Annotated in this window: 15 protein-coding genes; 8 read left to right on the top strand and 7 right to left on the bottom strand. The window is 66.4% G+C overall.

The features are described from left to right. Nucleotides 1–76: 76 nt before the first annotated feature. Complete coding sequence (locus G3N58_RS09995) at nucleotides 77–4,327, bottom strand: YhdP family protein (protein WP_205999072.1); 4,251 nt, start codon at nucleotides 4,325–4,327, stop codon at nucleotides 77–79. 230 nt (nucleotides 4,328–4,557) lie between these two features. Between G3N58_RS09995 and glnE the strand changes: the two genes are divergently transcribed. Beyond that, nucleotides 4,558–7,353, top strand: coding sequence for a bifunctional [glutamate--ammonia ligase]-adenylyl-L-tyrosine phosphorylase/[glutamate--ammonia-ligase] adenylyltransferase (gene glnE / locus G3N58_RS10000; RefSeq protein ID WP_167036011.1), 2,796 nt, complete (start codon nucleotides 4,558–4,560; stop codon nucleotides 7,351–7,353). A 35-nt stretch (nucleotides 7,354–7,388) separates the two neighbouring features. Here glnE and recN read toward each other — a convergent pair whose 3' ends face one another. Both recN and G3N58_RS10010 read right to left on the bottom strand, forming a co-directional pair. Then, nucleotides 7,389–9,062 (bottom strand): DNA repair protein RecN, encoded by a 1,674-nt coding sequence (gene recN, locus G3N58_RS10005; RefSeq protein ID WP_205999073.1) that lies wholly within the window; start codon nucleotides 9,060–9,062, stop codon nucleotides 7,389–7,391. A gap of 73 nt (nucleotides 9,063–9,135) precedes the next feature. Then, complete coding sequence (locus G3N58_RS10010) at nucleotides 9,136–10,038, bottom strand: NAD kinase (RefSeq protein WP_205999074.1); 903 nt, start codon at nucleotides 10,036–10,038, stop codon at nucleotides 9,136–9,138. A 279-nt stretch (nucleotides 10,039–10,317) separates the two neighbouring features. Here G3N58_RS10010 and hrcA point away from each other — a divergent pair, with 279 nt between their 5' ends. The 3 genes from hrcA (at nucleotide 10,318) to G3N58_RS10025 (ending at nucleotide 13,041) form a co-directional block, all read left to right on the top strand. Further along, on the top strand, nucleotides 10,318–11,337 hold the full coding sequence (gene hrcA, locus G3N58_RS10015; protein ID WP_205999075.1) for a heat-inducible transcriptional repressor HrcA: 1,020 nt from the start codon (nucleotides 10,318–10,320) through the stop codon (nucleotides 11,335–11,337). A gap of 217 nt (nucleotides 11,338–11,554) precedes the next feature. Continuing rightward, nucleotides 11,555–12,625 (top strand): ferrochelatase, encoded by a 1,071-nt coding sequence (gene hemH, locus G3N58_RS10020; protein ID WP_205999097.1) that lies wholly within the window; start codon nucleotides 11,555–11,557, stop codon nucleotides 12,623–12,625. Nucleotides 12,626–12,633: 8 nt separating this feature from the next. Next, nucleotides 12,634–13,041 carry an RNA-binding S4 domain-containing protein gene (locus G3N58_RS10025; RefSeq protein ID WP_205999076.1) on the top strand — a complete coding sequence of 136 codons (408 nt, stop codon included), beginning with the start codon at nucleotides 12,634–12,636 and terminating at the stop codon, nucleotides 13,039–13,041. Here G3N58_RS10025 and G3N58_RS10030 read toward each other — a convergent pair. Beyond that, entirely contained in the window at nucleotides 13,013–13,174 is a 162-nt protein-coding gene (locus G3N58_RS10030) for a hypothetical protein (RefSeq protein ID WP_162842037.1), read from the bottom strand. The genes G3N58_RS10025 and G3N58_RS10030 overlap by 29 nt on opposite strands. A gap of 381 nt (nucleotides 13,175–13,555) precedes the next feature. Here G3N58_RS10030 and grpE point away from each other — a divergent pair, with 381 nt between their 5' ends. The 4 genes from grpE (at nucleotide 13,556) to G3N58_RS10050 (ending at nucleotide 19,670) form a co-directional block, all read left to right on the top strand. Further along, nucleotides 13,556–14,131, top strand: coding sequence for a nucleotide exchange factor GrpE (gene grpE, locus G3N58_RS10035; protein ID WP_167036029.1), 576 nt, complete (start codon nucleotides 13,556–13,558; stop codon nucleotides 14,129–14,131). A 193-nt stretch (nucleotides 14,132–14,324) separates the two neighbouring features. Then, the gene (gene dnaK / locus G3N58_RS10040) at nucleotides 14,325–16,277 is read left to right on the top strand and encodes a molecular chaperone DnaK (RefSeq protein ID WP_167036032.1); all 1,953 of its coding nucleotides are present in this window, start codon (nucleotides 14,325–14,327) and stop codon (nucleotides 16,275–16,277) included. Nucleotides 16,278–16,544: 267 nt separating this feature from the next. Next, the gene (gene dnaJ / locus G3N58_RS10045; RefSeq protein WP_167036035.1) at nucleotides 16,545–17,684 is read left to right on the top strand and encodes a molecular chaperone DnaJ; all 1,140 of its coding nucleotides are present in this window, start codon (nucleotides 16,545–16,547) and stop codon (nucleotides 17,682–17,684) included. 24 nt (nucleotides 17,685–17,708) lie between these two features. Then, a complete protein-coding gene (locus G3N58_RS10050; RefSeq protein WP_205999077.1) occupies nucleotides 17,709–19,670 on the top strand; it encodes a bifunctional anthranilate synthase component I family protein/class IV aminotransferase in 1,962 nt (653 codons plus the stop codon). 74 nt (nucleotides 19,671–19,744) lie between these two features. On the opposite strand, the gene panB is transcribed toward G3N58_RS10050, so the two are convergent. Genes panB through folK form a run of 3 tightly spaced genes read right to left on the bottom strand, consistent with a single transcriptional unit; the run spans nucleotide 19,745 to nucleotide 21,819 of the window. Further along, nucleotides 19,745–20,560 (bottom strand): 3-methyl-2-oxobutanoate hydroxymethyltransferase, encoded by an 816-nt coding sequence (gene panB / locus G3N58_RS10055; protein WP_167036041.1) that lies wholly within the window; start codon nucleotides 20,558–20,560, stop codon nucleotides 19,745–19,747. A gap of 36 nt (nucleotides 20,561–20,596) precedes the next feature. Further along, nucleotides 20,597–21,277 carry a deoxynucleoside kinase gene (locus G3N58_RS10060; RefSeq protein WP_205990820.1) on the bottom strand — a complete coding sequence of 227 codons (681 nt, stop codon included), beginning with the start codon at nucleotides 21,275–21,277 and terminating at the stop codon, nucleotides 20,597–20,599. Continuing rightward, nucleotides 21,274–21,819, bottom strand: coding sequence for a 2-amino-4-hydroxy-6-hydroxymethyldihydropteridine diphosphokinase (gene folK / locus G3N58_RS10065; RefSeq protein WP_205990821.1), 546 nt, complete (start codon nucleotides 21,817–21,819; stop codon nucleotides 21,274–21,276). Before folK ends, G3N58_RS10060 begins: the two co-directional genes overlap by 4 nt. Nucleotides 21,820–21,864: the final 45 nt, after the last annotated feature.

A 21,864-nucleotide genomic window follows, 5' to 3' on the forward strand; every position in this document is an offset into this window, starting at 1 on the left:
TCGAAAGGCTCCCGGCACAGCGGCGGTGCGAACCGCGGACGCCGCATGCGTCGTTCAGGGCGGGCTCGAACGCGGCTCAGGGCGCTTCCACGGTCGAAGCCGGAGCGTCCATCTTACCCCGTTCGGTCGTCACCCGCTCGATGTGCGGTTTCGCCCACGAGCCCGTGATCGTGTACTCGCGCGCGAACACGTGCGACACCCCGTGGGTGAGCGCGATATCGGCGATCAGCGCGCCGAGGCCGATCAGCGGATTGACGACCGTCGCGGCGATCACCGCGGAGCCCGCGCTGACGGTCGGCACGACGTGCAGGTGCAGGTCCTGGGTTTTCTGCGCGATGTTGACCGAGCCGGCCATCTCGGCGCGCGCCGGCGCGGTCACCATTCTGAAGTTGTCGGTGCGGGCGATGCCGTCGTGAATCTGCGCGGTGCCGGTCACGCTCGAAAACGGCAGCCCTTCGCCGATCACGTCGCGGAAATCGAGCGTGGCGATGCGCGCGAGGCTTTGCAGGCTCAGCACGCCGAGCAGCGTCGCGACGCCCGGATCGATCTTGAGAATCTGGCCGTGACGCAGATCGAGCGCGAGGTTGCCGTTCAGCGTCGAATAGTCGATCCTCGCCGGACCGCCTTGCCAGGCGGCCTTGCCCGCCAGCGAACCGCTGCCGCCCTTGAGCGTCTTCGGCAGGCCGAGGCGTTCGAGCAGCGCGCCGGCATCCTTGATGTCGAGCTTGAAATCGAACACGGTGCGGCGCGGCGTGGTTTCGTCGGCGGAACTGGCGAGTTCGGTCGAGGTGCGCCAGTTCGCGGTCGCGCTTAGTGTCGCGGCGGGATTGGTGACGTCGAACTTGTCGAGTTGCCAAACCGGCACGCCGTTTTCCTCGAAGTTGTGCGCGTCGACTTCGAGTTTGCCGATGTTGCGGTCGCGCACGATCAGCTCGTTCACGACCAGATCGATCGACGGCATGTTTTGCGCGGGCGCCGACATCGCCGGGCCGAGCAGGTCCTTGTCCGCGACCGATGGAATCACGACGCGCGCAAAGCGCGCCTGCAGCGAGCCCGGCGAGTCGCGGGTCGCGCCCGGTAGCCACGACACGTGGCCCGACACCTGGTTCGAGGCGATGTTCGCCTGCCAGGTGCGGTCCGCGCGCGATGCGCCGACGATCACGTTGTCCCAGTGGCGCTTGAGCAGCGTCAGCGTGTCGACGTGCAACGCGAAGCGGCTCGGCAGGAATTGCGTGAGCGCGGGGTTTGGCTGTGGCGGCGCGGCGGTCGCAGTGGGGGCCGCCGTGCTCGTGCCGGCGGCACTGGCGCTGGCCGCGGGCACGCCGGCGCTGCCGTTGTTACGCAATTGCGCGAAGAGCAGGCGCCACGCGTCGGCGTCGAATTCCTTGAGATCGACCGCGGCGACCACGCCATCGGCCGGCAGCTCCGCCGGCCGGTTCACGCCGACCGCGCCGCGCACGACCGCCGGCGGCGTATTGGGCTGCACCTTCGGCGCGTAGCGCAGCAGGTACGTGGCGGCGATCGGCCCGAACGCGAGGTCGGCGCGTTCGAGACCGGCGTCGCCGGGCGGCGTCGCCGGGCTGACGGTGAAGTGCAGCGGCATCGGCGTGCCGAGCGGCTTGTCGAACGGCGCCGGGAAATCGAGCGCGAGGCCGCTCAGGTCGGAATCGGCGCTGACCTGCGGCAGGCTTCCCTTCGCGCCGTTCACCTTCAGCGCATAGGGCGCGCTGCCGCTCAGGCGCGTCAACACCTGCCCGGCCGGGCCATGCAGATCGAGCCCGCGCGCGGCATCGACGGCAATGTGGCCGTTCAGCGCGAGCGCGTACGTGCCGTTCTGGCGCAAGCCGCCGTTCGCGTGCAGGTCGCCGCCGAGGAACTGCGCGGAGAGCCGCTCGACCTCGGCCGTGTGCTCGGTGAAGCGCACCCGGCCGTTCAGTTGCGACAGCGGCGGCACGTTGTTCATGCTCAGGCGGTTATCGAGGAAGCCGAGCGCGCCTTCCACGCCGATATGCGGCTTGGGCGTGCGTGGGATCGTCAGCTTGAGCGCGAGCGATGCGGCGCCGTCGGCGCGGATCTTCTCGGTTTGGTGCCGCGCCATGATGCCGAGCGAGCTGTCGTTCACGTAGTCGAGCATGTCGGCGAGCGGGCCGCGGCCATTGCCCTGGATGACCAGGTTCGAGCTTTTCGTGCCGAGGTCGGCGATTCTGCCACGCACGCTGGTGAGCGCGACGCGCTTGTAGCGTCCGCGCTCGATGTCGAAGCGCAGCACGTTCTGCTTCAGTTCGAACACGCCGTCGATGTCGTCGAGCGCCGGCCACAGGTTCGGCGTGCCGTTCCTCATGTTGCGCGGCGGGTAGGGCGTCGGGTCGAAGCGGCCGCCCCGGAACGGCGCGACGATATGGAAGATGCCGGCGGCGGGATCGCGCGAATAGGGGAACTGGGTCAGGTCGCCGTGCACTTCGATCGTGGCGCCGCGCGAGATGCCCGCCTGCAGTCCGTGGCCCAGATAGATGCGCAGCTTCTCGCTGACGGAGGTCGGCAGATAGCGCACGATGCGCGTGACCTGCGCGCGCTGGAAGTCGGCCTTGAGGTCGAGCGAGCCGCGGCCGTGGCCGGGGTTGCTGTAATTGGCAGCGGCGGTGGCCGCGACGTCGGCGTTGGAGACCGCGACGTCCGCGAGCTTGAGGCTGAAGGCCGGCCGGTTGTCGCCCGGCGCCTTCGCGCCCATGACCCAGTCGGCGCGGGCGTGCAGCCGGTCGAGCTTCAGGCGCGGATCGTCGAACACGCCCGGCAGCGTAATCGCCACGTTCGAGGTATCGAGCAGTGCATGGCCGCCTTTCTCGTCGGCGTCGACGTTGCCCCACAGGTTTTCGATGCCCGGTATGCCGGCGCGCGGATGGCCGCGCGGCGTGAGCCCCGGCCCCGGCTCCTGGGCGGCGAAGCTGATGCCCTGCAGATCGCCCTTGAAGCGATAGCGCTCGATCGGCTCCGCGCCGGCCGGCCGACGGTCGCTGCCTACCTCGCCGGATTCCGGCTTGCCGCGCTCCACTTCGATCACGTAGTTGGCGACGAGCCCGCGCGGATTGATGCGCACGAGCCCGTTCAGGAAGCGCCGCGGCAACGGCAGCGCGCGGCTGAATTCGGCGAGGATGCCGAGGTCGACGTGATCGCCGCTGACGCCGAGCAGTTGCCCGTGCTGCTGCGTCGCGGCCCGGAACCGGCCATCGAGCGTGTGGAACTGGAGCAGGCGCGTGAGCGGCGTGCCGTCGTCGAGCGGCGGCTGGCCGAGTTCGGCGCTCAGGTCCGAGAGCTGCAGTCGGTAGTCGCCTTCGGTGGCTTCGACGTGCCACAGGAAATGGGCGACCGGCACGAGCAGCCGCGGCTGGGTCGGCCGCACGCGCAGCGCGATGTCGGTGCCGTTGAGCCGGCCGCCCGCCGCCGTCATGCGGCCGTCGGAGAAGTCGATCCAGATGGCGTTGTCGATGCGGCCGGCGAACGTCTCGATCGGGAATTTGATGTAGCGCGCGAGCGTCGGCAGATCGACGGTGCCGGTCGAGATGTACGCCTGGCCTTTCCAGTTGATCGGCTTGCCGATCTCGGAAAGCGGCGCGTGCCGGAAGTGCGTGCGGAAGTCGAGCGGCCCCTTCAGCACCTGGCCGTCGGGCGGCGCCTGCAGCGCCATGCGGTGGTCGTAGCCGTCGTTGAGGATCGCGATGCGGATGTCGCGCAGCGCGAGTTCCGGCGCCTCGCGCAGCGCGTCGCGCCAGCGCAGCACGCCGCCGCGCACGACGATCGCCTGCTGGCGCAGGAGCCAGGTGGAAAGCGCGTCGTTGCCGCTATGCCGGGTCGGCACCGGCACGCCCGCGACCGACAGCACGCCGTCGTCGCTGCGCGCGACCAGCACGTCCGGCTGATCGACGATCAGGCTCGACAGCGCCGGTTGGAACTGCCACAGCGAGCGCCATGAGACCGTCGCGGTTGCGTGCGGAATCGTCAGCGCGGCGTGGCCGTCGCGATCGCGGATGACCAGGTTCGTGACGTCGAGGCCCGGCTGGAAGCCGCTCCAATGCGGCGCGAGCCGCCCGATGGTGAATTGCGTGCGCAGCTTCTCGGAGACCACCGCTTCGATGCGCGGCCGGAACATGTCGATGCGCGGCAGCACCACGTAGCGCAGGCCGAGGAACAGCCCCGTGGCGATGAAATAGAGGACGAGCGCGAGCGCGAAGACCACCCGCAAGATCCGGCGCAGCACGACGTGGTCGCTTCCGCTCGCGTGCCGGAGCTGCTCGGTGGCGTGCGGGTCGACGGATTCGTTTCGCTCGGACATGCTGCGTCGGCTGGGCGTATGGTAGTTTTGCGGATTAACTATGGAATGTAACACACGGAAAAGCGTCGGCGGACCTCCTGCAAACCCTGTCCGCGTGCCGCTTTGCGGCTGCCGCCGGCCGGTCCGGCAAGGCCTTGTGCGCGCTTTTCGAAGCGTTCCCTTCCGTGTGCCGCCATGCATCGAAACAACACCGGACAACGCCAACCAGCAACGAGCGAGCCTGATTCTTGATGACTGACGCCACTCTCCTGAGTTCCAGCTATTCCCGCTATGCGGCGCGTGCCGCCGCGGCCCGTCCGCAACTCGTCGAGCACGTGAACGCGCTGGCCGCCGTGCCGCTCACGCGCGAGCGCATCGATGCCCGTCTCGACGCGTTGTGCGCCGGGGCGGCCGGTCCGGCCGGCGCGCCGCTCGGCGAGGAAGCGCTGAAGAAAGCGCTGCGCCAGTTGCGCACCGAGGTGTTCTGCGCGGTGATGGAGCGCGATCTGGCTGGCGAGGCCGACATCGCCGAAGTCACGGGCGCGATGACCGATCTCGCGGAAGCGACGATCCAGCGCGCGCTCGCGGTGCTCACCGCCGAGCTCGAAGCGCTCTACGGCGAGCCGCGCGGCCCGCAGGGCGAACGGCTCACGCTCGGAGTGGTCGGCATGGGCAAGCTCGGCGGGCGCGAGCTGAACGTGTCGTCGGATATCGATCTGATCTTTGTCTATGAGGACGACGGCGAGACGGCCGGCGGCCAGCGCTCGCCGCTCGCGACCCAGGAGTTCTTCACGCGCCTCGGCAAGCGCCTGATCGGCGCGCTCGCCGAAGTGACCGCCGACGGCTACGTGTTTCGCGTCGACATGCGCTTGCGGCCGAACGGCGATTCGGGGCCGCTCGTGTGCAGCCTCGGCATGCTCGAAGAGTATTTCTACGTGCAGGGCCGCGAGTGGGAACGCTATGCGTGGATCAAGGGCCGGCTCGTGTCGGAAGGCGGGAGCGCCGCGGCGCAGCGGCTCTCGAAGCAGCTCGACGCGATCGTCACGCCGTTCGTCTACCGGCGCTATCTCGACTTCGGCGTGATCAGCGCGATTCGCGCGCTGCATCTGCAGATTCGCCAGGAAGCGCAGCGCCGCGCCTCGATGCGGCCCGACAAGGCCGACGACATCAAGCTCGGACGCGGCGGCATCCGCGAAATCGAATTCAGCGCGCAGGTGTTCCAGCTGATTCGCGGCGGCCAGGACGCGGGCTTTCGCGTGCGGCCGACGCTCGCCGTGCTGCGCCATGCGGCCACGCATGGGCTGATGGACCCGGCGGTGTGCGTGAAGCTGTCGCAGGCGTACCGCTTTCTGCGCGAGCTCGAACACCGTCTGCAATACCGCAACGACGCGCAGACCCATGCGATGCCGGTCGATCCCGAAGACCGCGCGGCACTGGCCCGCGCGATGGGCTGCGACGATTACGCGGCGTTGATGGCAAAGCTCGACGCGCATCGCGAATTCGTCGAGCAGCAGTTCGACCAGATTTTCGCCGACAAGGTGAGCGGCCGCGACGGCTGCGCGGCCCCCGAAGATGGCGCGGCCGCGTGGGTCTGGAGCAGCGCGCTCGCCGACGACAGCGCCGACGACGCGCTGCGCGCGCGCCTGATCGAGCTGGGCGTGGCCGAGCCCGGCGATCTGCTCGCGCGGCTGCAAGGGGTGTGGCGCTCGTCGCGCTACATGGGCCTGAACGAGCGCAGCCGGCAGCGCTTCGACATCGTCGCGCAGCGCGCGCTCGAAGCCGCGCGCACGCTCGAACCGCCCGAGCGGCGCGGCAATACTGTCGCGCGCTTTTTCGATCTGCTCGAAGCGGTGAGCCGGCGCGGCGCCTATCTCGCGCTGCTGACCGAATATCCGCAGGCGCTGCACCAGGTGCTGTCAGTGCTCGGCGGCTCGCGCTGGGCGGCGGGCTATCTGATCCGCCATCCGCAACTGCTCGACGAACTGCTCGACGGCGAGGCGATCAACAGCCCGTTCGACTGGGCCGAGTTCAAGCGCGGCTTGCGCCTGCGGCTCGCGGCCGCCGACGGCGTGGAGCAGCAGATGGACCTGCTGCGCCACGCGCACCATGCCGAGGTGTTCCGCATTCTGCTGATCGATCTGGCCGGCAAGCTCTCGGTCGAGCACGTGAGCGACCGCCTCTCCGAGCTGGCCGACGCGGTGCTCGACGTGACGCTCGAAGCGGTCTGGAAGCAACTGGCGAAACGGCATCGCGACGAGCCGCGCTTCGCGGTGATCGCGTACGGCAAGCTCGGCGGCAAGGAACTCGGCTACGCGTCCGACCTCGACCTGATCTTCCTCTACGACGATCCCGACGATGCCGCCGCCGACGTCTACGCGACCTATACGCGCCGTCTGATTACGTGGCTCACGACCGCGACCGGCGCCGGCACGCTGTTCGACATCGACCTGCGGCTGCGGCCGAACGGCGAGTCGGGTCTGCTTGTCACCGATCTCGACGCGTTTCGCCGCTACCAGCTGCGCGAGGGCGACGCCGCCAACACCGCATGGGTCTGGGAGCACCAGGCGCTCACGCGCGCGCGCTACTGCGCGGGCGACGCCGAAATCGGCGCGAAGTTCGAGGCGATCCGCGAACAGGTGCTGACGACGCCGCGCGAGGCGGCGCCGCTCGCGAAGGAGATCGTCGAGATGCGCGAGCGTGTCGCGGCCGGGCATCCGAACCATACGCCGGAACTGTTCGACCTCAAGCACGATCGCGGCGGCATGGTCGATATCGAATTCACGGTGCAGTACTGGGTGCTGCTGCATGCGGCGAGCGATCCCGAGCTGATCCGCAACACCGGCAACATCGCGTTGCTGCGCGAAGTGTCGCGCTTCGGGCTCATGAGCGAGGCCGAAGCGGAGACGGTCGGCGCCGCGTATCGCACCTATCGCAAGCTGCAGCACACGCTGCGGCTCGACGGAATGGAGAAGGCGCGGGTCGATCCGGTGCGCGTGAATACCGAGCGGGCGGCGGTGCTGGCGTTGTGGAAGAGGGTATTGGGGTGAGGGCGCGCGGCCATGTCGGCCCCCTCACGTCCGACTTACGCCGCCAGCATTTCCTTCGCGTGCTTGCGCGTGGTCGCGGTGATTTCGAGACCGCCTAGCATGCGCGCGACTTCCTCGATGCGGCTCGCCTTGTCGAGCGAGGTCACGCTGCTGATCGTGCCGCCCTTGCCGTTGCCGGTCTTCGCCACCTGGAAGTGGTGATCGCCGCGCGCGGCGACCTGCGGCAAGTGGGTGACGCACAGCACCTGGCGCGCGTGACCGAGCTGATGCAGCAGCCGGCCGACCACTTCGGCGACCCCGCCGCCGATGCCGGTGTCCACTTCGTCGAAGATCAGCGTCGGTGTCGGGCTCGCCGCGCTTGCGATGACCGCGAGCGCAAGGCTGATACGCGCGAGTTCGCCGCCCGAGGCGACCTTCGCGAGCGGCCGCAGCGGCACGCCGGCGTGCCCGGCCACGCGGAACTCGATCTGTTCGAGCCCATGCGCGCCGCCTTCGGGCAGCGGCACGAGCGCGACCTCGAAGCTGCCGCCCTTCATCGACAGTTCCTGCATGCCGGTCGTGACCGCTCCGCCGAGCGCCTTGCCCGCTTTCGCGCGCGCTTTCGAGAGTTTTTTCGCCTCGGCGAGGAAGGCTTCTTTCGCCTGGGCTTGCGCGGCGCGCAGGCCGTCGAGGTCGGCGGCGGCGTCGAGCGCGGCCAGTTGCGTGCGCCGTGCCGTGTGTTCTTCGGGGAGCGTTTCCGGTTGCAGGCGGAATTTGCGCGCGGCCGAATGCAGCGCGTCGAGACGCTTGTCGACCTGCGCGAGCCGGTCGGGATCGAGTTCGAGCCGCTGCGCGTAATGGCTTAGCGAATACGCCGCTTCCTGCAACTGGATTTCCGCCGGTTCGAGCGCAGCCAGCACGTCGTTGAGCGCCGGGTCGATCTCCGCGAGGTCGCGCATTTTCGAGACGATCGAGCCGAGGTGCGCGATCATCGCCTCGTCCGATTCGGACAGCGCGCCGAGCGCGCCCTGCACGCCGTCGATCAGATTCGCGGAATGCGACAGCCGCTTGTGCTCGGCGTTGATCTCTTCCCATTCGCCGGGCTGCGGCGCGAGCTTGTCGAGTTCGGCGAGCTGCCAGGCGAGCCGTTCGCGCTCCAGTTGCAGCTCGCGGTCGCGCGTCTGCGCGTGCTCGACCGCCTGGACCTTCTCGCGCCACGTGCGCCAGGCGCGCGTGACCGTGGCCGAGACGTCCGAAAGACCCGCGTGCGTGTCGAACAGTTCGCGTTGCGCATCCGGGCGCATCAGCAACTGGTGCGCGTGCTGGCCGTGAATGTCGACGAGCATTTCGCCGACTTCGCGCAGTTGCGCAAGCGTCGCCGCCGTGCCGTTGATGAACGCTCGCGAACGGCCGTTCGCGTCGACCACGCGCCGCAGCATCACCGTGCCGCCATGCTGGCCGTCGTCGGCCTCGGCCGCGCCGAGCGCCTGCTCGTCGAGCCATGTGTCGACCTGGGCGTGCGTCTCAAATTCGGCGGTGATGTCGGCGCGGCTCTCGCCCGTGCGCACGACGTTCGCATCGGCGCGCGCACCGAGTGCTAGCGCGAGCGCGTCGATCAGGATCGACTTGCCGGCGCCGGTTTCGCCCGAGAAAACGGTAAAGCCGCCGTCGAATTCGAGGTCGAGCGCGGCGACGATCACGAAGTCGCGTATCGAGAGATGGCGAAGCATGGAAGTCGTCTGGTGAGCTTGGGGTTCAGGTGTCAACCACGGCGGCGGGCGCGCTCGAATAGGGCAGCGCCGCTCAGGGCTTGGAGTCGTCTTCGTGCGACGGGTACTCGTGCCAGTGCAGCTTCTTGCGCAGCGTCGCGTAATAGCTGTAGCCGACCGGATGCAGCATCGGCACCGTATGGCGCGAGCGGCGCACCTCGATCGTGTCGCCGAGCGCGAGCGAGGTGAACGACTGCATGTCGAAATTGACGTTCACTTCGCGGCCGGAAACGATCTGGATGCTCACTTTCGAGTCGTCCGGCAGCACGATCGGCCGGTTCGACAGCGCATGCGGCGCGATTGGCACAAGCACGAAGCCCTGTAGCTGCGGATGCAGGATCGGCCCCTGCGAGGACAGCGCGTAGGCGGTCGAGCCGGTCGGCGTCGCGACGATCAGGCCGTCCGAGCGCTGGTTGTACATGAAGCGCCCGTCCACCGACACGCGCAGTTCCGCCATGCCCGAGACGCCGCTGCGGTTCACCACCACGTCGTTGAAGGCGAGCGCATGGTAGATCGGGTTGCCCTCGCGCATGATGCGCGCCTCGAGCAGCACGCGCTCCTCGCGCTCGAAATTGCCCGAGAGCATTTGCGGGATGGTTTCCCGCATGTCGGAGATCGGAATGTCGGTGATGAAGCCAAGCCGCCCGTGATTGATGCCGATCAGCGGCGTGCGGTACGGGGCGAGCTGGCGGCCGATGCCGAGCATCGTACCGTCGCCGCCGAGCACCACGGCGACGTCGGCGCGCGCGCCGATCTCGGCGGGCCGCAGCGCCGGGTAGTCGGTCACGCCGATTTCGGCGGCGGTGCTGGCTTCGAACACGACTTCGAGGCCGAGCTTCGCGATGCACGAAGCGAGCGCGACGAGCGGCTCGCCGATGCCTGGCGTGTTGCTGCGCCCGACGAGCGCGACGGTCTTGAACTGGCTGGTCACTTGCATGCCGGCATTACACCATAGGTGGGGCCTGAAAAGAACCGCAGACAGACCCGGTGGCGAGCCGGTGCTCGCGGGCCGTCGGCGTATCTCGCGATTATCGTTAGAATGGTGAAGCCCTGATGACATGTGCGCCGGCTAAAGTGCGGTGTGGCGCGCGGCCAGGAGCCCGGCCGTGCGTGAAAGCGCCGCCGCGCGGCGCGCCGGCCGGCGGTGGAGCGTTCGCGCGGAGCGGGCGCCGTGCGTGCTCGCGGTAGCCGGGCCCTTGAGCTAAAATTTTTCGTCATGCTAGATCCTCGCGCACAAACCCTCCTCAAAACGCTGATTGAGCGCTACATCGCCGAAGGTCAGCCGGTCGGCTCGCGCACGCTGTCACGTTATTCGGGCCTCGAACTGAGCCCGGCCACGATCCGCAACGTGATGTCGGACCTCGAGGAACTGGGGCTCGTGATCAGTCCGCACACGTCGGCGGGGCGCATTCCGACGCCGCGCGGCTACCGGCTTTTCGTCGATACGATGCTGACGGTCGAATCCGCCGCGGACGAAGAGGCTGTGATGCGCACGGTCAAGACCACGCTGCAGGTGGGCGAGCCGCAGAAGATCGTCGCCGCGGCGGCGAGCGTGCTGTCGAGCCTCTCGCAGTTCGCCGGCGTCGTGCTCACGCCGCGCCGCAGCCTCGTATTCAAGCAGATCGAGTTCATGCGCCTGTCCGACAAGCGCATCCTGCTCATCATCGTGACGCCCGAAGGCGACGTGCAGAACCGCATGCTCGCGACCCAGCGCGACTTCTCGCCGTCGCAACTGGTCGAGGCCTCCAACTACATCAACGCGCATTTCGCCGGCCTTTCGTTCGACGAAGTGCGCCGCCGCCTGCGCGAGGAAATCGACGAACTGCGCGGCGACATGACCTCGCTGATGCACGCGGCCGTCACCGCCAGCACCGACGAATCCGACACCGGCGAGACCGTGCTGATCTCGGGCGAGCGCAATCTGCTCGAAGTCGCCGATCTTTCGTCGGACATGGCGCGCCTGCGCAAGCTGTTCGACGTGTTCGACCAGAAAACCAGCCTCCTTCAGTTGCTCGACGTGTCGAGTCACGCGGCGGGCGTGCAGATTTTCATCGGCGGCGAATCGAATCTCGTGCCGATCGAGGAAATGAGCGTGGTCACCGCGCCGTACGAGGTGAACGGCAAGATCGTCGGCACGCTTGGCGTGATCGGCCCGACCCGCATGGCCTACAACCGCGTGATTCCGATCGTCGACATCACCGCGCGCCTGCTCTCGCTGACGCTGAGCCAGCAGTAGTCAGCAGTAATCAGCCCGGCAATCATCCGGCAGCCGTTCCTCCGGTTTGCCGCGCTGCCGTCAGCGCAGCCCGTGCCGGCCATGATGCGTCATGGCGCGCGGCCTGCCAATCGGCCGAACGGCCAGGGGCGCCTGGCGACGCCTCGCCCGACCCGCGCCGCTATAATGAATCCCCATTGAATCGATTTGCCGCGTCATGCGGCGACTTCCGCTGCCTATGCGCTTCGACCTCGAGCGGCCCTCCCAGAACGCTTCGTCGCATCGCGTCGCCGTGTTGCTGATCAACCTCGGCACGCCCGACGCGCCGACGCCGCGCGCGGTGCGCCGTTATCTCGCGCAGTTTCTGTCCGATCCTCGCGTGGTCGAAATTCCGGCGTTGCTCTGGCAGTTCATTCTGCGTCTGCTGATTTTGCCGTTTCGCGGCCGCAGTTCCGCGAAGAAGTACGCGGCGGTCTGGATGCCCGAGGGCTCCCCGCTGCGCGTGCATACGGAAAAGCAGGTGGAAGGCTTGCGCCATCTGCTGCAGGTGAACGACTACACGGTGCTTGTCGACTACGCGATGCGCTACGGCACGCCTGGCATTCCGGCGATGCTGAACCAGTTGAAGCTCGCGGGCGCCGAGCGCGTGCTGCTGATGCCGATGTACCCGCAATACTCGGCGTCGACCACGGCCACCGCTTTCGACGACGCCTTCTCCGCGCTCAAGCGCATGCGCAACCAGCCGGAAATCCGCACGGTGCGTCAGTACGCCGATCATCCGGCGTATATCGCGGCGCTTGCCGCGCAGGTGCATCACTACTGGCATCAGCATGGCCGTCCCGACTTCGCGGCCGGCGACAAGCTCGTGTTCAGTTTTCATGGCGTGCCCAAGCGCACGCTCGATCTCGGCGACCCCTACCACGCGCAATGCCAGCAAACCGGCGCGCTGCTGATGCAGGCGCTCGGACTCACGCCGGTCGAATGCCGCATCACGTTCCAGTCGCGCTTCGGCAAGGCCGAGTGGCTGCAGCCCTACACGGCGCCCACGCTGAAGGAACTCGGCGCGGCGGGCGTGCGGCGCGCCGACGTGTTCTGTCCTGGCTTTACCGCTGACTGCCTCGAAACGATCGAGGAAATCGGCATGGAAGTGCGCGACGAGTTTCTGCATGCGGGCGGCAAGGAGTTTCACCGGATCGCTTGTCTGAACGCGTCGCCGCCGTGGATCGCCGCGCTTGGCGAAATCGTCGCGCAGAATCTGCAGGGCTGGCCGGTGCAGGCGGTGCCGGTGCCGCACACCACGGGAGCGTGAAGACGCCGATGAATTACCGCATTTCAACCGAACCGGGCGCGAAGCTGCGCATCGACAAATGGCTGTGGGCGGCGCGTTTTTTCAAGACGCGTTCGCTGGCCGCGGACGCCGTCGAGAAAGGGCGGGTGCGCATCGGCGGTGCGGCGGTGAAGCCGGCGAAGGACGTGCGCGTCGGCGACTTCGTCGAGATCGAGATCGAACGGGTCGTGTGGCAGGTGGAAGTGCTGGGCGTGTGCGACGTGCGCGGCCCGGCGAGCGTCGCGCAGACGCTCTATGCGGAGACCGAAGAAAGCAAGGTGAAACGGCAGGTCGAGCAGGAGCGGCGCAGGATCTATCGCGAGCCGGCCGCCGCGTTGCACGGGCGGCCGACCAAGCGCGACCGGCGCTCTATCGACAGATTTTCAGGTGAGGATTGAAGAACTGTTCCATCGTGGCGTGCACGCCGCCGTATTCGGTGGTGTGGTCGTTGACCGCACCGGACATACAGATGGTCGTGGTACCCGCGATCAGTACCAGTGCGACCACCCCGATTGCAAAGGTCAGTTTCACGGTACTCCCCTTGGGAAGATTGAAACGGGCTGAAAAACGGGCTGAATAGGTACAACTGTCAGACGTCGGTAAGGTCTACGTTAGATTAGGGTTAACGTGGCGTTTCCGATGTATGAGTGGAGAATAGGCCAGTTGCCGGCCGCACTCAATCCCTATCTGATTGCGCCACGTTAACGGTTGTTACGGCGCATTTCGCCTGCACACCGGTGGTGCGAAAAGAGCCCCGAGAGCCGCTTGAAACGGCTCTTTGCGGCCCCATCTGCAGTTTTGTATGCGGTTGCGCGCGAACGCGCGTGTCGCGATTTTGCAACGCACAAATCCCGACGCGTGTCATGTGTTTGCGTCACCGTTGGTTTTTACTTTTTAACGACTTTCAGCGACATGGAAAACACGCAAGAGAACCCGACGAGCCAGACTCCCACGCCCGCCGACGAAGCCGCGCGCCAGGCCGCCGAGGCCGCAGCCGCCCCGCAGGAAGCCGCCGCGGGCGCCGAAGCGCCGGCAGCCGGCGAGCAGGCGCTGGCCGACGCTCAGGCGAAGATCGCCGAGTTGCAGGAAAGCTTCCTGCGCGCGAAGGCCGAAACCGAGAACGTGCGCCGTCGCGCTCAGGAAGACATCACCAAGGCGCACAAGTTTGCGATCGAGAGCTTCGCCGAGCATCTGCTGCCGGTGATCGACAGCCTCGAAGCGGCCGTCGCCCATTCGTCGGACGACCTGCAGAAGGTTCGCGAAGGCGTCGAACTCACGCTGCGTCAATTGAGCGGCGCGCTCGAGAAGGGCCGCGTCGTCGCCATCAATCCGGTCGGGGAGAAGTTCGACCCGCATCGCCACCAGGCTATCTCGATGGTGCCGGCCGACCAGGAGCCGAACACCGTCGTCGCGGTGTTGCAGAAGGGCTTCGTGATCGCCGATCGCGTGCTGCGTCCCGCGCTCGTGACCGTCGCGGCACCGAAGTAAGCGCCGCGCGGCTTCGCTCGGGCGGCAGTCCCGTGATTGAAAAAATTTAAAGACCGCATCGTAAAAGAGGTCTTGAAAACGATGTGGCCGCACTTATTTTGAGTGCAGGTATGAATTGAGAGCGGGGCGCCTTCGGGCCGGATGGGCCAACCGGGCGCTTCCCGCAGCGATCAAAGTCAGGAGATTAGTAAAAATGGGCAAAATCATCGGCATCGACCTCGGCACGACCAATTCGTGCGTGGCGATCATGGAAGGCAACTCGGTCAAGGTGATCGAGAACTCGGAAGGCGCGCGCACTACGCCGTCGATCATCGCTTACATGGAAGATAGCGAGATCCTCGTTGGCGCGCCGGCCAAGCGTCAGTCGGTCACGAACCCGAAGAACACGCTGTACGCGGTCAAGCGCCTGATCGGCCGCCGCTTCGAAGAGAAGGAAGTGCAGAAGGACATCGGCCTGATGCCGTACAGGATCATGAAGGCCGACAACGGCGACGCATGGGTCGAAGTGCGCGATCAGAAGCTCGCTCCGCCGCAAATCTCCGCCGAAGTGCTGCGCAAGATGAAGAAAACCGCTGAGGACTACCTCGGCGAGCCGGTTACGGAAGCCGTGATCACGGTGCCGGCGTACTTCAACGACAGCCAGCGCCAAGCGACCAAGGACGCGGGCCGCATCGCCGGTCTGGAAGTCAAGCGCATCATCAACGAACCGACCGCTGCGGCTCTCGCGTTCGGTCTGGACAAGGCCGAAAAGGGCGACCGCAAGATCGCGGTGTACGACCTGGGCGGCGGCACGTTCGACGTGTCGATCATCGAAATCGCCGACGTCGACGGTGAGAAGCAGTTCGAAGTGCTCTCCACGAACGGCGATACGTTCCTCGGCGGCGAAGACTTCGACCAGCGCATCATCGACTACATCATCGGCGAGTTCAAGAAAGAGCAGGGCGTCGATCTGTCGAAAGACGTGCTCGCGCTGCAGCGCCTGAAGGAATCGGCTGAAAAGGCGAAGATCGAACTGTCGTCGAGCCAGCAGACCGAAATCAACCTGCCGTACATCACGGCCGACGCGTCGGGTCCGAAGCACCTGAACCTGAAGATCACGCGCGCCAAGCTGGAAGCGCTGGTCGAAGAGCTGATCGAACGCACGATCGAGCCGTGCCGTGTCGCGATCAAGGACGCGGGCGTGAAGGTCGGCGAAATCGACGACGTGATCCTGGTTGGCGGCATGACCCGCATGCCGAAGGTGCAGGATAAGGTGAAGGAGTTTTTCGGCAAGGAACCGCGCCGCGACGTGAACCCGGACGAAGCCGTGGCCGTCGGTGCCGCGATCCAGGGCCAGGTGCTGTCGGGCGACCGCAAGGACGTGCTGCTGCTCGACGTGACTCCGTTGTCGCTCGGCATCGAAACGCTCGGCGGCGTGATGACGAAGATGATCAACAAGAACACCACGATCCCGACCAAGCACGCGCAGGTCTACTCGACGGCTGACGACAATCAGAGCGCCGTGACGATCAAGGTGTTCCAGGGCGAACGCGAAATGGCAGCGGGCAACAAGCTGCTCGGCGAGTTCAACCTCGAAGGCATTCCGCCGGCCCCGCGCGGCGTGCCGCAGATCGAAGTGAGCTTCGACATCGACGCGAACGGCATTCTGCACGTCGGCGCGAAGGACAAGGCGACCGGCAAGGAAAACCGCATTACGATCAAGGCGAACTCGGGCCTGTCCGAAGCCGAAATCGAGAAGATGGTGAAGGACGCCGAAGCGAACGCGGAAGAAGATCACAAGCTGCGTGAGCTGGCCGACGCCCGCAACCAGGGTGACGCGCTTGTTCACAGCACGAAGAAGGCGCTCACCGAATACGGCGACAAGCTGGAAGCCGGCGAGAAGGAAACGATCGAAACCGCGCTGAAGGACCTCGAAGACACGCTGAAGAACGCGTCGAGCGACAAGGCCGCGATCGAAGCGAAGATCGAAGCCGTGGCTACCGCCTCGCAGAAGATGGGCGAGAAGATGTACGCCGACATGCAGGCTGCGCAAGGTGCCGAAGCGGCAGCAGCGGGTGCGGCGGCGGGTGCCGGTGCATCGGCGGGCGCGAGCCAGCAGGCCGACGACGTGGTCGACGCCGAGTTCAAGGAAGTGAAGAAGGACTAAAGCCAGGTCGTCATCCGACCGTAAAGCCGCGCACAGCAATGTGCGCGGCCCGGCTGCACAAAAAACGGCGTCCTTTCGGACGGTCTGAGTGCAAGAGCGGTTATCGCGCCTGGCGAGCCTTTTCGGCTCTCCGGGCACATTTGTTTTATGGAGGGCGTTGTTTTGAGTCGCGTCGAAGCGGGTGAAAACAACGGCCGGACGAGTCGTGAGACTCCAGCATTCAAAAGGAGCTACCGCGCCGCATTGCGCGGGTGGCGTTGAACCGATATGGCGAAACGGGATTACTACGAGGTTCTGGGCGTCGCAAAGAACGCGAGCGACGACGAAATCAAGAAGGCTTATCGCAAGCTCGCGATGAAGCACCACCCCGACCGCAACCCGGGCAACAAGGATGCGGAAGAGCATTTCAAGGAAGTGAAGGAAGCCTATGAAATGCTGTCGGACTCGCAAAAGCGTGCCGCGTACGACCAGTACGGCCACGCGGGCGTCGATCCGAACATGGGTGGGGCCGGCGCCCAAGGCTTCGGCGGTTTTGCCGATGCATTCGGCGATATTTTCGGCGACATCTTCGGCCAGGCGGCCGGGGGCGCCGCACGCGGCGGCGGCCGTGCCGGTCCGCAGGTCTATCGTGGCGCCGATCTGCGCTACAGCATGGAAATCACGCTCGAACAGGCCGCGCATGGCTACGACACGCAAATCCGCGTGCCGAGCTGGGTTTCGTGCGAAGTCTGTCACGGTTCGGGCGCGAAGCCCGGCACCAAGCCGGAAACCTGCCCGACCTGTAGCGGCTCGGGCTCGGTGCGCATGTCGCAGGGCTTTTTCAGCATCCAGCAGACCTGCCCGAAGTGCCACGGCACCGGCACGTATATTCCCGATCCGTGCGGTCACTGCCACGGCGCAGGCAAGGTGAAGGAAACCAAGACGCTGGAAGTGAAGATTCCGGCCGGTATCGACGACGGCATGCGCATCCGCTCGGCCGGCAATGGCGAGCCGGGTATCAACGGCGGTCCGTCGGGCGATCTGTACGTCGAGATTCACATCAAGCAGCATTCGGTGTTCGAGCGCGACGGCGACGACCTGCATTGCCAGATGCCGATTCCGTTCACCACGGCGGCGCTCGGCGGCGAGATCGAAGTGCCGACGCTCGCGGGCCGCGCGAGCTTCACGGTGCCGGAAGGCACGCAGTCGGGCAAGACGTTCCGTCTGCGCGGCAAGGGTATCAAGGGCTTGCGCTCGAGCATCGCCGGCGATCTGTATGTGCACGTGCAGGTCGAAACGCCGGTCAAGCTCACCGACACGCAGCGCGATCTGCTCAAGCAGTTCGAGAAGGCGCTCGTGGAAGGCGGGGCGCGGCACAGCCCGCAGAGCAAGAGCTGGTTTGATCGGGTGAAGAGTTTCTTCGATTAATCGCAGTCCGATTCGGCGATAAGCATGACGGCGGATGAGCGCGGCGCGGTATTCGCGCTGCTCGACGATTGCGGCGCAACGGCGGCGCGCCGTTCGAGTCGTCTGTACACGGGTTTTGTGCATGAGCGGGTCTGCGCGGATGCCGTGCTGCTCGACGCCGTGTGCGCAAGCGTCGTCGCGGACGCGCGCAGCGGTTTGCATGCCGTCGTGCTCGCCGACTATGAATTCGGCCGCGCGCTCATGGGTCTCGATGCGCGCCGGTCTTCGGAAACGCAGCGTGGCAATGCCGCGCTGCGTTTTTTATTGTTCGAACGCTGTGCGAGGCTTTCGCGCGAAGAGGTCGATGCATGGCTGATCGCGCGCGACAACGACGCGCTCGAGCCTTCGGTCGCGGGCACGGCGAACGTGCGCGCGAGTGTCGATTCCACGCAGTTCAACGCGGCGATCGAGGCGATTCACGCCGCCCTGCGCGCGGGCGATTCCTATCAGGTCAACTACACGTACCGGCTCGGCTTCGACGTATTCGGGCCGCCGGTGGCGTTGTATCGGCGCTTGCGCGCGCGCCAGCCGGTGCCGTTCGGTGCGCTTGCCGCATTGCCGGGCGGCGGCTGGGTGTTGTCGTGCTCGCCGGAACTGTTCGTCGAGAAGCAGGGCGCGACGTTGCGCGCGCGGCCGATGAAGGGCACGGCGCCGCGCTCGCACGATCCATCCGCCGACCAGTGGACCGCCGAGTTTCTCGCCAACGATCCGAAAAACCGCGCCGAGAACGTGATGATCGTCGATCTGTTGCGCAACGACCTGTCGCGCGTTGCCCAGACCGGTTCGGTCAAGGTGCCGGCGCTGTTCTCGGTCGAGCCGTATGCGTCGGTCTGGCAGATGACGTCGACGGTGGTCGCGACGTTGCCGGGCGGCACGTCGTTTGCCACGATCCTGCGCGCGCTGTTTCCGTGCGGCTCGATTACCGGCGCGCCGAAGCATCGCACGATGCAATTGATCGACGAACTCGAAAGCACGCCGCGCGGGTTGTATACGGGCGCGATCGGCTGGCTCGATGCGCCTTTTGCGAATGCTGACAGCGCGCAGTCGGGTGCCGTTACACACGCGGCCGTTACCCATGCAGAGGCAGCGGCCGCGAACACGTCCTTGTGCGGCGACTTCTGTCTCTCGGTCGCCATCCGTACGCTAACGCTGAGTCCATCCGCGCAAACGCAAGCGGGCGACGCCGCCTGTTTCCGCGGCAGCATGGGCATCGGCGCGGGTATCGTTCTCGACAGCGTCGCCGCCGACGAACATGCGGAGTGCCAATTGAAAGCACGTTTTCTGACCGGCGCGGAGCCGGGCTTCGAACTTTTCGAAACGATGTACGCGACGCGGGAAGACGGCGTGCGGCATCTGGCGCGCCATCTGCGGCGCCTGTCGTCGAGTGCGGCGACGTTCGGCTTTGGTTTCGACGAAGCCGGCATTCGCGAGCAGATCGACGCACAGTGTGCGGCGCTGCCCGGACAAACGCCGCATCGCGTGCGGCTCGCATTGAGCAAGAGCGGCACGGTGCAGATCACGGCCGCGGTGCTCACGCCGTTGACGGAGTCGACCGTCGGCGTTCTGCTCGGCGCCGAACAGCAGTTCGCGCCGACGCAGGCGAACGATCCGCTGCGGCGCCACAAGACCACCCGCCGCGCCGGCTACGACCGCGGCTGGCGTGAAGCCGAAGCGAAGGGCGCATTCGATACGCTGTTCTTCAACGAACGCGGTGAGCTGACCGAAGGCGGCCGCTCGAACGTATTCGTGAAGCTCGCGGGGCAATGGTGGACGCCGCCGCTCGAATCGGGCGTGCTGCCAGGCGTGATGCGGAGCGTGTTGCTCGAGGCGGCGGCGGGCCTGCAGGCCGGAGAAAGAGTACTGACCCAGATCGACGTGCTGAATGCCGAGGCGCTGCTGGTCTGCAACGCATTGCGCGGCGCGGTGCCGGCGCGGGTCGTTCGCTAGAGCGCGAAGCGGAGCACCGCGCGAGCGCGCGGTACCGCGGCGAAGCACACAGAAATTTCAACAGAAGCGCTGCATCAGAACGTGTGCTCGGCGCTTGGAAACGCTCCCTCTTTCACCGCCCGCACATACGTCTCGACCGCCGCCTGAATGCTCGGCTGCCCCTGCATGAAATCCTTCACGAAGCGCGGACGCTTGCCGGGGAAAATCCCGAGCATGTCGTGCAGCACGAGCACCTGACCCGAGCAGTCGAGCCCCGCACCGATGCCGATCGTCGGAATGCGCAACTGCTTCGTGACCTCGCTCGCGAGTGGCGACGGAATCGCTTCCATCACGATCAGCTGCGCGCCGGCTTCCTGTACCGCGAGCGAATCGCGCAGCAACTGGCTCGCCGCCGCTTCGGTCTTGCCCTGCACCTTGAAGCCGCCGAACGCATGCACCGACTGCGGCGTGAGCCCGACGTGCGCGCACACCGGAACCGAACGCTCGACCAGATGACGCACCGTGCCCGCGAGCCATTCGCCGCCTTCGAGCTTGACCATCTGCGCGCCCGCGCGCATCAGTTCGACCGCGCTTCTGAACGCGTCTTCCGGCGTGCCGTACGTGCCGAACGGCATGTCGGCAACGATCAGCGCCGACGGCCGCGCGCGTGCGACGCTCGCCGTGTGATACGCGATGTCGGCAAGCGACACCGGCAGCGTGGTGGTCTGGCCTTGCAGCACGTTGCCGAGCGAGTCGCCGATCAGCAGCACGTCGACGCCCGCGCGGTCGAGCAGCGCGGAAAAACTCGCGTCGTAGCAGGTGAGCATCGCGATTTTTTCGCCGGCGTCGCGCATTGCCTGCAGTTTCGGCACGGTGATGGCGCTCCGGCTCGCTTCCTGCAAATAGGTCATGGTTAATCCAATGGAAAAAGAAATGGCCGAGCCCGCTTAGAGCGAGGTGCCTTTGACGAAGAATTCCTTGCGGCCGCGCATCGTCTCGATGCGTTCGGCGAGCAGCGCGAGGTCCGCATCGGAGTCGAGTGGATTCAGGTGCTCGGCGTTGACCGTCAGCACGGGCGTGTGGTCGTAGTGGTAGAAGAACTCGTTGTATGCGTCGCAGAGCGCGCGCAGATAGGCGTCGGAAATCTGCAGTTCCATCGGCACCGCGCGCTTCTGGATGCGCGCGAACAGCACCTCGGGGCTCGCCTGCAGATAGACGACGAAGTCCGGCGCGGGCGCGCTGACGTCGAGCCGGGCGGCGAGCGCGCGATATAGCTGCCACTCGTCTTCCTGCAAGGTGAGACGCGCGAAGATGTCGTTTTTCTGCGTGAGAAAGTCGGCGACGAGCGGCGTGCCGGTGGCCTGCGCCGCGCTCACTTCGTGCGCCTGCTGCGCGCGTTGCAGCGCGAAGTGCAGTTGCACCGGTAGCGCGTAGCGCGCGGTATCGCGATAGAAGCGTTCCAGAAACGGATTCTCGTGCGGGCGCTCGAACAGCTCCTGCATCGACCAGCGTTGCGCGAGGCGCCGCGCGAGCGAGGTCTTGCCGACGCCGATCGGCCCTTCGATCGCGAGATAGCCGAACGGCGGACGTAGTTGCGGCGCGGTGACCGTGAGCGGCGGCGAACTCATTCGCAGCGGCCCTTATCGGCGGAACCGTCGCCGTTCAGCGCGTTGAGCATCGGGCACTGGCACGGCCCCTTCATCTTTTCGATGCGCTGGTCGCGGACATGTTCGAGCAGCGCGCTAGCGCGCCCATGTTGCGGAATGATGATCGCCGCGTCGATTTCGACGAGCGGCACGAGCGCGAATGCGCGCTCCACGAGACGCGGATGCGGCACGATCAGATCGGCTTCGTCGATCGACTGATCGCCGTACAGCAGGATGTCGAGGTCGAGCGTGCGCGGGGCGTTGCGAAACGGCCGCTCGCGGCCGAAGTGATGCTCGATCTTGTGGCACAGCGCGAGCAGATGCCGCACGGGGAGCGTCGTTTCGAGCTTCACGACGCAGTTGAAATAGTCGTCGCCGCCCGCGTCGATCGGGGCGGTGCGATACAGGCTCGATTTGGCGAGCACGGTGATGGTGTGCTGTTGTGCGAGGCACACCACCGCGTCTTTCAGGGTCTGACGCGCGTCCCCGAGATTCGCGCCGAGACCAAGATAAGCAACCGTCATGGCATAACTTCCTGCAACTATCGTTCGACGGCTTCCGCGAACGCC

This window comes from Paraburkholderia sp. Ac-20342 (assembly GCF_017104985.1).
In the GTDB taxonomy this organism is placed as follows: Bacteria; Pseudomonadota; Gammaproteobacteria; order Burkholderiales; family Burkholderiaceae; genus Paraburkholderia.